Genomic DNA, 11,828 nt, shown 5'->3' on the forward strand with positions numbered 1-11,828 from the left:
CAAGGGCGCGGGGAACTGCGCGAGAAGCCCCACCCGCCCGCACCCGACAACGCACCCCCGGGCTCACACCTTGGGCTGCGCACTCTCCGCCAGGGTCCCGCACAACGCCGTCGCCGCCCCCGTGCCGTACGGGTCCGTGCCGGCGGACGGCCCGCCCGCCTTGGCGGTCTGCCCCGCCAGCAGCGGGCGCAGATGGTTCGTGGCCTCGTCGGCGCAGGCCAGCGGTCCGGCCTGGACGTAGGAGACGACGACTTCCACCTGGTGGGTGCGCAGGTCGTCCTGGTCGAAGCGGAAGTGCAGCTCGCGCCGGACGGTGAACAGCGAGGCCTCGGCGTCGGCCTTGCCGCCGGCCGGCCGTAGCGCGTACACGAGGGTGTGGGCGGCGACGACCTCCAGCGTGCCGGAGTCGAACTCTGCGGCCTGGAGGGTGCCCTGGACGCGGATCCGGCGGTCGGCGAGTTCCGCCCGGGACGGGTCGAAGCGGACCAGCCAGCCGGTGGGTGCGTGCCGCCCGTCCGCCGTCGGCTGGTCGAAACTCTGCTCGAACTGGTCGAGCTGCTCGGAGTCGATCAGACGCCGCACGGGCTGGACGGTGCTGCCGCCGAGCACCTCCGGGTCGAGCGCGGAGGCGACCAGGTACTCCTTGGCGATGGTCAGCGCGGACACGACCTGGCTGTCGGTGAAGTGCGCGGTACGCCGCGTGGCCGGCATCGTGATCCCCTCGGCGCCGATCCGGAACTGGGCGGCGGGACTGCGCGTGTACAGCGTCTCCGCGTTCTCCGCGCCCGGCACGGCGGACTGCGGGGACAGCGGGATCACCGTCATCCTGAGCGCCTCGGTGGGCTTGGCGGCCGGGGTGCCGGACGGGTGGCGGACGCCCATGTAGATCGCGGTGCCGAAGGCGAGGGCGATCAGCAGGACGAGCACCAGGGCCTGCCGGGAGAGGCCGCGGCGCACGGGCGGGCGGCGGCGCACGGCCGGGGCGTGGTCGGAGAGGCGCTCGTGGGCGGAGAACTCCTGGAGGCGGGCAGCACGGACGAACGATTCGTCGAAGACGACGGATCGGTATTCGTCCTCTCCACCGCCGGGGGCGCCCTCGGGAGCCCCCTCAGGTGGGTTTCCTGGCCCGCCCATACTTGGAGAGTAGGTCTTCCAGGGCCTCGGTAAACGCCCTGGTACACGACAAGTTCTGACAGGTCCTCATCAGGTTCGCGCACCTCGCCGGGGCCAACGGCGGGTCCTGGACCGTGGGGGGCGTGGTCAGGGCGTGCGGGGGTCCGCGGAGACCGCCGGCTGGGAGTAGTCCGCGGAGGCGGAGGGCCCGGTCGGGGTGTTGTGCTCGACACCTCTGGTGGCGGGCGGCGGGGTCTCCGTCTCGCCACGGCCGGAGGAGGCGCCCCGGTAGACCGCGGTGAAGGCCAGCGCGACCATGCCGATGCCCATCACGAGGGCGAGGATCCAGGCGACGGGCCGGTGCCAGCGGGTCTGCTTGCCGTACGGCCTGCCGTAGGGGCTGTCGGGGCCGTAGCGGCCCTCCAGGACCTCGGTGTCGTCGTAGTCGTCCAGGTCGTCGTCGCGGCCGCGGCCGAACCCCGGGCCGTCCGGGCCGAAGCCGTCGTCGTAGCGGTCGTCGTCGCCGCGGACGCCTCTGGAGTGTGCTCGGCGGGCTTCGGCCTCCTGGGCGGCGGCACGCGCCTCGGCCGCCGCGAGCAGACGTTCGACGGCAGTCGGCTCGTGGGCCACGGCCGCCCGGACGAAGTCCTCGTCGAAGACCACGGAGGCGAACTCTTCGTCCGCTCTCCCGTGGTTTCGACGTTCGGGCTCGTCACCCTCGTGGATCGGCGATTGGTTACCCGGTTCATCCGGCACGGATCCAGATTGGCACTCTCCCTGAACTCACGTCCAGGGAATCCCCAACATCAACGCATCCGCCGATAAAGGGGACTTAGCGCTTCGCGATTCACCGGAGCATCTCGCTGCCACGCCCTGTCACCACATGCCCTGCGGCCAACTCTCCCTGGCTGGGCGAGTACGAAAACGCTATCAGCCGATGCTGCCCGTGCCACGCACATGGCCGTCACCCGTAAGGATGTATTTCGTCGAGGTCAGCTCGGGCAGACCCATCGGGCCGCGGGCGTGCAGCTTCTGGGTGGAGATGCCGATCTCGGCGCCGAATCCGAACTGACCGCCGTCGGTGAAGCGGGTCGAGGCGTTGACGGCCACCGTCGTGGAGTCGACCAGCTGGGTGAACCGGCGGGCGGCCTGCTGGGAGGTCGTCACGATCGCCTCGGTGTGGCCGGAGCTCCACAGCCGGATGTGCTCCACGGCCCGGTCGAGCGAGTCGACCACGGCGGCGGCGATGTCGTACGACAGGTACTCGGTCTCCCAGTCCTCCGTGGTGGCCTCGACGACCGCGGCCTTGGAGTCCTTGGCGTAGGCCATGACGCGTTCGTCGGCGTGGACGGTGACCCCGGCGTCGGCGAGCGCGTCGAGGGCGCGGGGCAGGAACTCGGGGGCGATGTCCTGGTGGACGAGGAGGGTCTCGGCGGCGTTGCAGACGCTGACGCGGTGGGCCTTGGAGTTGATCAGGATCTCGACGGCCGTGTCGAGGTCGGCGTTCGCGTCGACGTAGACGTGACAGTTGCCGGTGCCGGTCTCGATCACCGGGACGGTGGACTCCTCGACGACCGTACGGATCAGTGAGGCGCCGCCGCGCGGGATGAGCACGTCGACCAGCCCGCGGGCGCGCATCAGCTCCCGTACCGACTCGCGGCTCTCGCCGGGGACGAGCTGGACGGCGTCGGCGGGCAGGCCCGCGCCGCCGACGGCGTCCCGCAGGACCCGTACGAGGGCGGTGTTGGACTCGAAGGCGGAGGACGAGCCGCGCAGCAGGACCGCGTTGCCGGACTTCAGGCAGAGCGCGGCGGCGTCCACGGTCACGTTCGGGCGGGCCTCGTAGATGATGCCGACCACGCCGAGCGGGACGCGGACCTGCCGCAGGTCGATGCCGTTCGGGAGGGTGGAGCCGCGGACGACCTCGCCGACCGGGTCCGGCAGCGCGGCCACGTCACGGACGTCGGCGGCGATGGCGCGGATCCGCTCCGGCGTCAGCGTCAGCCGGTCGACGATCGCCTCGCTGGTGCCGGCCTCGCGAGCCTTCGCGATGTCCTTGGCGTTGGCCTCGACGACGTCACTCGTACGGACTTCCAGCGCGTCGGCGACGGCGAGCAGCGCGTCGTCCTTGTCGGCGCGCGGGAGCGGCGCGAGGTCGGCGGCGGCGGCCTTGGCACGGTAGGCGGCCCGGGTGACCGGCGTCATGGAGTCGTACGGCGAGAGCGAGGTCATACAGGAAGGGTAGTCCGCCCGGCGGAGGCGCCCCGCGCGTGTTCCACAGCGCGAGACACCCGCGCGTGGGGCGCCGCCCGGGTGATCGACGGACCGCTCCCGCACTCCGATCTCGAAGGCGGGCTGCCGGCGGGACGGTCAGTACGGGTGGACCCCCACGGGGGTGGCCGGGGCGGGCCCGTAGCCCTCGGCGATGCGCTGGTGGTACGTCTGGCGGTCGATGACCTCCAGGCCGACGATCTCCCAGGGCGGCAGCCCGGCGGTCCGGCGGTGTTCACCCCACAGGCGCAGGGCGACGGCGGCCGCGTCGTGGAGGTCGCGGGCCTCCTCCCAGTAGCGGATCTCGGCGTGGTCGTGGGCGTAGCGGCTGGTCAACAGAAAGGGGTGGTCGTGGGCGAGTTGTTCGAGGCCGCGCCGTACCTCCTGGAGGGGGGCCTCGGGCCCGGAGAGGCTCAGCGTGACGTGCCACAGCCGGGGCAGGTCCTGCGGCTTCTCGACGCTGTCGCCCTCGTACGTGTCCGAGGCGGCGACGCTGGTGAGCGTCCGCTCCTCGCCGACCGCACGGGAGGAACCACCACCACGGGACGCCGCGGCCCCGGGGCGCACTCGTCTCACGACGGCCTCCTTCGCAACGATGTCGTGCCTCGTCAATAGGTCGAGCAAGGGGAACTGCGGAATCTCCCTGAGACAAAGTTGAGCAGGCTCAGGGGCTTCGCGTGGCGGTTTTACGGAACGCGCACCGCCGGGGCCCGTGCTCCGGCCCCTCCGGAGGGCCGCTGGTCAGGGACGCAGGAGGACGAGGTCGTCCCTGTGTACGACCTCTCGTTCGTACGCGGGACCCAGCTCGCGCGCCAGTTCCCGGGTCGAGCGGCCGATCAGCTGGGGGATCTCCTTGGCGTCGAAGTTCACCAGTCCGCGGGCGACCGCCCGGCCCGTGCCGTCGCGCAGCTCCACCGGATCGCCGGCCGTGAAGTCGCCCTCGACGGCCGCGATGCCGGCCGGCAGCAGTGACGTACGTCGCTCGACGACCGCGCGGACGGCGCCCTCGTCGAGGACGAGCGCGCCCTGCGGGGTGGAGGCGTGCTGGAGCCACAGCAGCCGGTCGGCCGACCGCTTGCCGGTGGGGTGGAAGTAGGTTCCGGTGTCGCCGCCGGACAGGGCGTCCGCCGCGTGGACGGCGCTGGTCAGGACCACGGGGATGCCCGCGCCGGTGGCGATGCCTGCCGCCTCGACCTTGGTGACCATGCCGCCGGTGCCGACGCCCGCCTTGCCGGCGCTGCCGATCTCCACGTGCGCGAGGTCCTCGGGGCCCCGTACCTCCGCTATCCGCGACGTACCGGGCCTGCTGGGGTCGCCGTCGTACACGCCGTCCACGTCGGACAGCAGCACCAGCAGGTCCGCCCGGACGAGGTGGGCGACGAGGGCGGCGAGGCGGTCGTTGTCACCGAAGCGGATCTCGTCCGTGGCGACCGTGTCGTTCTCGTTGACGACGGGCAGCGCGCCCATCGCGAGGAGCTTGTCGAGGGTGCGGGAGGCGTTGCGGTGGTGGGCCCGGCGGCTCATGTCGTCGGAGGTCAGGAGCACCTGGCCGACCCGGATGCCGTAGCGGGCGCAGGAGGCGGTGTAGCGGGCCACCAGCAGGCCCTGGCCGACGCTGGCGGCGGCCTGCTGCCGGGCGAGGTCCTTGGGGCGGCGGCGCAGGCCGAGGGGCGCCAGTCCGGCGGCGATGGCGCCGGACGAGACCAGCACGACCTCCCGCTCGCCGCCGCTGCGGGCCTTGGCGAGGACGTCCACGAGGGCGTCCACCCGGTCCGCGTCGAGGCCCCCGGAGGCCGTCGTCAGTGACGAGGAGCCCACCTTGACCACGATCCGGTGCGCGTCCCGCACGCCCTGCCTTGCCGCTGACACCCGTATCCCCAATGTTCCGAACCAGCCCGGTGTGTGCACTGCGCAATCTACGGGAGCGGGCGGACCGGACGCGTTCTCATTTCGAGGGACGGACGGCACGGTTCCCCGGGCGGAGGGGGACGGTCCGGCTCGGAGCCCTTTATGAGGAGATGCTGTGACGTCGCTCAAGGTTCCAAGCGTTTTGTCCGACTAGCGGCTATTGCCCACGCGGCAGATTGCTCCTCGGCCTCCCTAGGTCATACGGTCAGGGATCGGCCTCCTCAGGCCACCCCCAGACTCACCTTTCCCCCTTCGTCCGTCGCACCCTCCGCAGGAGCCCATTCCCGTGCCCTCCGCAGGCCTCGCACCCCGCCGCATCGTGCAGCTGTCAGCACTGCTCGCGATGTTCGCGCTCTTCACGGCCCAGATCGTCTCCGCGCTGCTGCCGAACATCCCGTTGTTCGTCGCCGCCGGCGCGGCGGGCCTCCTCCTGGACACGTTCCTCCAGTACCGGGATCCCGGACTGCTCGCCCTGCTGAGCAAGGTCCGCTTCGACGCGCTGGTGCGCCAGCTGCTGCGCGACATGCTGATCCTGGTGGGGCTGCTGCGCATCGACGGCATCGATCCGCTGCGCGAGCAGGCCCCCCTCCTGGTCGGCCTCATCGCCTTCTACGCGGTGCACTTCGCCTGCCAGGCCGTCTCGGTGCTGGTCCGCCGCACCCGGACCCTGCCGATCGTCACCCGCAACATCGACGCCTCCGAGCTGCGCCTGACGGCCTCCCCGCCGCGCATCCTGGCCCGTCGCCAGGCCCACCGGCTGCTGACCTTCTCGCTGCCGGTCACGGCCGGCCTGATGCTCACGGCGGCCACGCAGGACGCCGTCTGGGGCTTCGCCGGTGTCGGCACCGGGCTCGCCCTGCTCGTCCTGGGCACCGCCCACCTCGCGACCTGGCTGCTGCCGAAGAAGCGCGCGAAGAACGAGCAGCAGGTCATGGACTGGCTGGACAGGTGGCTCGCCGACTACCGGCCGACGACCGCGATGTACTTCTCCGGCGGTACGACGTCGGCCTACCAGGCGAACATGTGGCTCTCCACGCTCTCCCAGCTGGAGAAGCCGCTGATCGTGCTGCGTGAACGCTTCATGGTGCAGAAGATCGACGCGACGGACGTGCCGGTCATCTGCTTCCCGAAGGTCTCGACGATGTTCTCCCTGGAGAACTCGACGCTGAAGATGATGCTGCACCCGGCCAACGCCGCGAAGACCTCCCAGGTGCTGCGCATCCCCACGATCAAGCACGCCTTCATCAACCACGGCGAGAGCGACAAGCTGTCCTCCTGCAACCCGTACGCCAAGGCCTACGACGAGGTGTGGGTCGCCGGTCCCGCGGCGCGCGAGCGGTACGCGCTCGCCGAGGTCGGCGTGGAGGACAAGGACATCGTCGAGGTCGGCCGCCCGCAGCTGGCGCCGATCCGCCCCTACGCGGGCCCGCCGAGCGGCACGTACACCACCGTCCTCTACGCCCCCACCTGGGAGGGCTGGGACGGCAACCCCGGCAACACGTCCGTGGTCCTGGCCGGCGAGAACATCGTCCGGCAGCTCCTCGCCGACGACAAGGTCCGGCTGCTGTACAAGCCGCACCCGATGACCGGCTCGGTCGACCCGCGCGCGGGTGCCGCGAACGAGCGCATCAAGGCGATGATCCGGGAGGCCAACACCAAGCGGTCCGGGGCTCGCCCCGGACCCGAGGCCGCCGCCGAACTCGCCCGCCGTACGGCCGAGTTGGACAAGCTGACCTCGACGTCGTTCCGGACCAGCGCGGACGAGATGGAGCGGATGCTGCTGCAGGGCACGCCGAGCGGGGACCGTGAGGCGGCCATCGCCGAGGCGACGCTGGCCTGGGAGAAGGCGTACTGGGCGTCGTTCCCGGAGTGGGAGCACCGGATCATCACCGAGGCGCGGCCCTCGATCTTCGCCTGCTTCAACGCGTCGGACCTGCTGATCAGCGATGTCTCGTCGGTGGTCTCGGACTGGCTGTCGAGCGAGAAGCCGTACTCGGTCGCCAACACGTCCGGGCTGCCGGAGGTGGCGTTCCGGGCGGCGTTCCCGACGGTCTCGGCGGGTGTCGTGCTGACGCCCAAGGCTGGCGGGGTACCGGCGCTGCTGGAGTCGGTACGCAACCCCGGGAAGGACCGTTTCGCGCAGGCCCGCGCCGAGCTCAAGGAGCAGCTGCTCGGCCCCTCGGACCCGCCCTCGCTGGTCCGTTTCGACCTCGCGGTGAAGGCGCTCTGCGCCAAGGCCGACGACCGCCGCACCCGTATGGAGTCGCGCCTCGCGGACGAGGTGCCGTCGCCCCGCAAGTCGGGTGAGGTGAGCGATGAGCTCGCCGAGGGTGAAACGACGGAGGCACTGGCCTGACGGCCCCTGCTACAGCCGAAGGGCCCCGGTTCGTCACCGGGGCCCTTCGTGGTGTGCGGGTCGTCGCGGACCGGGTGGAAGGCCGCCCGACAGCTCGGGGGCTGAGCCAGTAGGGCGACTGCGGCCCGTACGTGGTTGCTCGCGCGGTTCCCCGCGCCCCTTACGGGGCCCGACTCGCCGTCGTAGCCGCAGTCGTGCAGCTGGGGCGATGGGGGCACCTCCCGCTCGAGCGAAGCCGAGAGTGGGGAAGGGTGGGCGCAGGCGGCACCCGGCAAGCGCCGGTGAGCAAACCCCGCCCCCGCCCAGCCCCAGCGGCAGGAGCCGTGGAACTCCCGGAGGCCCAGGCCCCCGGGGTCCTAGAACGGCTCGAAGTCGTCGTACTCCTTCTGGAGCTCGTCCCGCTCGGCCTGCCGGTCGCGGCGGCGCTGGACGGCCGGCCGGGGCGCCTCGAAGCGGTGGTCCTCGCCCCGGCGGCCGAGCATCTCCGCACCGGCCATGACGGTCGGCTCCCAGTCGAAGACGACCGCGTTGTCCTCGGGCCCGATGGCGACGCCGTCGCCGGAGCGGGCGCCCGCCTTCATCAGCTCCTCCTCGACACCGAGGCGGTTGAGCCGGTCGGCGAGGTAGCCGACGGCCTCGTCGTTGCTGAAGTCGGTCTGGCGCACCCAGCGCTCCGGCTTCTCGCCGCGCACCCGGAAGAGACCGTCCTCCTCCTGTACGACCGTGAAGCCCGCGTCGTCGACGGCCTTGGGCCGGATGACGATCCGCGTCGCCTCCTCCTTGGGCCTCGCGGCACGCGCCCGGCCCACGAGGTCGGCGAGGGCGAAGGACAGCTCCTTCAGCCCGATGTGGGCGACGGCGGACACCTCGAAGACCCGGTAACCGCGGGCCTCCAGGTCCGGCCGGACCATCTCGGCGAGGTCCTTGCCGTCGGGCACGTCGATCTTGTTGAGAACGACGATGCGGGGCCGGTCGCCGAGTCCGCCGTACTGCGTCAGCTCCTCCTCGATGATGTCGAGGTCGGAGACGGGGTCGCGGTCCGACTCCAGCGTCGCGGTGTCGAGGACGTGGACGAGGACACTGCACCGCTCGACGTGGCGCAGGAACTCGAGGCCGAGGCCCTTGCCCTGGCTGGCGCCCGGGATCAGACCCGGCACGTCGGCGATCGTGTAGACCGTCTCGCCGGCGGTGACCACGCCCAGGTTCGGGACGAGGGTCGTGAAGGGGTAGTCCGCGATCTTCGGCTTGGCTGCGGACAGGACCGAGATCAGCGAGGACTTGCCGGCGCTGGGGTAGCCGACCAGCGCCACGTCGGCGACGGTCTTGAGCTCCAGCACGATGTCGCCCGTGCCCCCGGGCACGCCGAGCAGCGCGAAGCCGGGCGCCTTGCGGCGGGCGGAGGCGAGGGCCGCGTTGCCGAGGCCGCCGCGGCCGCCCTGGGCGGCGACGAAGGAGGTGCCGTGGCCGACGAGGTCGGCGAGGACGTTCCCCTGCCGGTCGAGCACGACGGTGCCGTCCGGGACCGGCAGGACCAGGTCCTGTCCGTCCTTGCCGGAGCGGTTGCCGCCCTCGCCGGGCTTGCCGTTGGTGGCCTTGCGGTGCGGGGAGTGGTGGTACTCCAGGAGGGTCGTCACCGACTGGTCGACGGTCAGGATGACGTCGCCGCCCCGGCCGCCGTTGCCGCCGTCGGGGCCGCCGAGCGGCTTGAACTTCTCCCGGTGGACGGAGGCACAGCCGTGACCTCCGTTACCCGCGGCGACATGCAGTTCGACGCGGTCCACGAAGGTGGTCATGGTGGGGTGCCTCCTGGGGGTCCCCCCGACCGACGGCCGGGGGTGGTACGGGTTCAGTTATTGGGTAACACGCGAAAGGCGGACCCGCCTTCCCGCACGGGAAGTGAGGTCCGCCTCGCGAAAGACTGTCCGAAGACTTGTCCGATCAGCCGACCGGAACGATGTTCACGACCTTGCGCCCACGGGCGGTGCCGAACTCGACCGCACCGGCGTTCAGGGCGAACAGCGTGTCGTCCTTGCCGCGGCCGACACCCGCGCCCGGGTGGAAGTGCGTGCCGCGCTGACGGACCAGGATCTCACCGGCGTTGACGACCTGACCGCCGAAGCGCTTCACGCCGAGCCGCTGAGCGTTGGAGTCGCGACCGTTCCGAGTGGACGATGCGCCCTTCTTGTGTGCCATCTCTCCTCAGTCCCTTACTTCGCAGCCGCGGGGATCTCAGTGACCTTGATCGCCGTGTACTGCTGGCGGTGGCCCTGACGACGGCGGTAGCCGGTCTTGTTCTTGTAGCGCAGAATGTCGATCTTCTGGCCCTTGTGGTGGTCCACGACCTCGGCCTGGACCTTGATGCCGGCAAGGACCCACGGGTCACTGGTCACGGCGTCCCCGTCGACGACGAGCAGGGTCGAGAGCTCGACCGTGTCGCCGACATTGGCGGTGGAAATCTTGTCAACCTCAACGATGTCGCCGACAGCAACCTTGTGCTGGCGACCACCGCTGCGCACGATGGCGTACACGCGGATCTCACTCTCTCGCTCGGGAACGGCACCCCCGCAGTCCAGCCACCCGACACGCGGGCGGCCTCTCCCACGGCGCCGGGCGCGCGGAAGGAATGAGGTTTACGGGGATGTGACGCGTCACTACCTACGGACACGCCGACGGTCAAGGTTACGGGGCCGTGCCCGAACGGGTCAAACCGAGCCCCTCCCCCGCTACCCGGCGGGCTTCTCGCCGTCCGCCGGCAGCGGCTTCACGCCCTTGCACAGGTCGGTGGTGTCCGCCTTGCCCGGGTAGGCCACGCCGATCACCTTGTCGAAGTGCGTCCGGTACATGTCGTGCACCGCGTCGTCGTCGACCTTGACGATGGCCTCGTCGTTCTCGCGCAGCGCGGGCCCGGTGTAGTTGCCCGACCCGGTGAAGCTGATCTTGTTGCGCACGCCGTCGTACTGGCCGTCCACCAGGATGTACTTGGTGTGGATGATGTACGGCGTGGTCAGCTTCTTCCCGGGGTTCAGCGGGTCCCGGTCGTCGTTGTAGCACCGCACGGTCGGCCCGCCGGACGTGTGCATCTTCTCCCACGTCCCCTTGGTCCCGCCGCTGCTCTTGGCGCTGTCGGACTCGGCGTACACGATGCTCACGTTGCAGCCGGCCTTCTTCAGGGCCACCAGCTTCTCGGCGATCGCCAGCCGGGTGATCTTGAAGATCGCGACCCTCACCCAGGTCTTCCGCGCGACCCCGGCGCTGTCCTTGTACGAGCACTGCACGTTGTTCAGCACCGAGTACACGGTGTCGGTCGCCCGGGTGTTCCCGGCCCGGGGGAAGAAGTACGCCTTGTAGAGGCCGTTGCTGACGGTCCGGTACTCCCAGGCCGCCCAGTCCCGGGCCACCATCGTGTCGAAGTAGTCCGCGTACGCGTCGTACATCGTCGGGTTGTCCGGCAGCAGCAGCGCGTCGTTGAAGAACTTGGTGTGCGCGGAGGGCGTCGAGTTCGACGTCGTCTGCACCACCACGTTGGTGGCGCCCTCGACCGCCGAGAACAGCCAGAACTTGTTGTGCATGATCGACTGCCCGTACTTCGGATCGCCGAGGCAGGACCGGTCGACGGCGCAGGTCGCTATGTACGACCCCTTCGTCCGGTCGGTGCCGAGCGCCGCGACCAGGTTGCCGTACGCGGTGTTGGTGGGGCGGTCGCTGACGCTCGACTCGTCCAGCAGGACCTGGACGCGCACGCCCCGCTCCTTGGCGGCGACCAGCGCGTCCACGACGGACGCCTCCCACACGTGGTAGACGGCGACCTTGATGGTGGAGCCGGGCAGCGCGGAGTCCGTCAGCTCGATGAGCCGGGTGCGTATCGCGAGTTGCTCGCCACCGTCGCCCAACGGGTCGTTGAAGAGCGGGCCTTCGGTCCAGGTCGGCGCGGCCTGCGCGACGCCCGCGGCCGTCACCTGCACCCCGGCCGCCGCCAGCACGGTGGCCAGCGCCACCGCCCCCCGCATACGCACGCGCGCCATCCGATCCCCTCCCGTTCCCGCCCTGCCCGGATGTCCGCGACAGCGCTCACGACTGCGTATACGACTGCGAATTCGACTACGTGAGTGTTACAGGCGTCCGATGACGCTCCAAGTGAGAGGGGAGGCCGATGAGACGGCAGAGATGACCAAACCTCCCC

General features: G+C 70.9%; 10 protein-coding genes. 1 reads left to right on the forward strand and 9 read right to left on the reverse strand.

Features of this window, described 5'->3' with window-relative positions:
* Positions 1–63 precede the first annotated feature (63 nt).
* The 5 genes from P1P70_RS04450 to proB all read right to left on the reverse strand — a co-directional run bounded on the left by P1P70_RS04450 (position 64) and on the right by proB (position 5,232).
* On the reverse strand, positions 64–1,134 hold the full coding sequence (locus tag P1P70_RS04450; RefSeq protein ID WP_319234755.1) for a hypothetical protein: 1,071 nt from the start codon (positions 1,132–1,134) through the stop codon (positions 64–66).
* Positions 1,135–1,260: 126 nt separating this feature from the next.
* A complete protein-coding gene (locus P1P70_RS04455) occupies positions 1,261–1,869 on the reverse strand; it encodes a hypothetical protein (RefSeq protein WP_319234757.1) in 609 nt (202 codons plus the stop codon).
* A gap of 174 nt (positions 1,870–2,043) precedes the next feature.
* Positions 2,044–3,345 carry a glutamate-5-semialdehyde dehydrogenase gene (locus P1P70_RS04460; RefSeq protein WP_319234759.1) on the reverse strand — a complete coding sequence of 434 codons (1,302 nt, stop codon included), beginning with the start codon at positions 3,343–3,345 and terminating at the stop codon, positions 2,044–2,046.
* A 138-nt stretch (positions 3,346–3,483) separates the two neighbouring features.
* Positions 3,484–3,951, reverse strand: a complete 468-nt coding sequence (locus tag P1P70_RS04465) for a hypothetical protein (RefSeq protein ID WP_319234804.1) — start codon at positions 3,949–3,951, stop codon at positions 3,484–3,486.
* Between the two features lie 174 nt (positions 3,952–4,125).
* Entirely contained in the window at positions 4,126–5,232 is a 1,107-nt protein-coding gene (gene proB / locus P1P70_RS04470) for a glutamate 5-kinase (protein ID WP_239760334.1), read from the reverse strand.
* 346 nt (positions 5,233–5,578) lie between these two features.
* On the opposite strand from proB, the gene P1P70_RS04475 reads away from it, so the two are divergent.
* Positions 5,579–7,648 (forward strand): hypothetical protein, encoded by a 2,070-nt coding sequence (locus P1P70_RS04475; protein WP_319234760.1) that lies wholly within the window; start codon positions 5,579–5,581, stop codon positions 7,646–7,648.
* A 356-nt stretch (positions 7,649–8,004) separates the two neighbouring features.
* On the opposite strand, the gene obgE is transcribed toward P1P70_RS04475, so the two are convergent.
* From obgE to P1P70_RS04495, 4 genes are all read right to left on the reverse strand, one after another.
* Positions 8,005–9,441: a GTPase ObgE gene (gene obgE / locus P1P70_RS04480; RefSeq protein ID WP_319234762.1), complete on the reverse strand. Its 1,437-nt coding sequence runs from the start codon at positions 9,439–9,441 to the stop codon at positions 8,005–8,007.
* 145 nt (positions 9,442–9,586) lie between these two features.
* Positions 9,587–9,841 (reverse strand): 50S ribosomal protein L27, encoded by a 255-nt coding sequence (rpmA, locus tag P1P70_RS04485; RefSeq protein WP_319234764.1) that lies wholly within the window; start codon positions 9,839–9,841, stop codon positions 9,587–9,589.
* A 14-nt stretch (positions 9,842–9,855) separates the two neighbouring features.
* On the reverse strand, positions 9,856–10,176 hold the full coding sequence (gene rplU / locus P1P70_RS04490) for a 50S ribosomal protein L21 (protein WP_033525816.1): 321 nt from the start codon (positions 10,174–10,176) through the stop codon (positions 9,856–9,858).
* Positions 10,177–10,371: 195 nt separating this feature from the next.
* On the reverse strand, positions 10,372–11,670 hold the full coding sequence (locus P1P70_RS04495; RefSeq protein WP_319234766.1) for a phospholipase D-like domain-containing protein: 1,299 nt from the start codon (positions 11,668–11,670) through the stop codon (positions 10,372–10,374).
* Between the last annotated feature and the right edge of the window lie 158 nt (positions 11,671–11,828).

The sequence above is a fragment of the Streptomyces sp. MB09-02B genome (assembly GCF_033794485.1).
GTDB lineage: Bacteria > Actinomycetota > Actinomycetes > Streptomycetales > Streptomycetaceae > Streptomyces.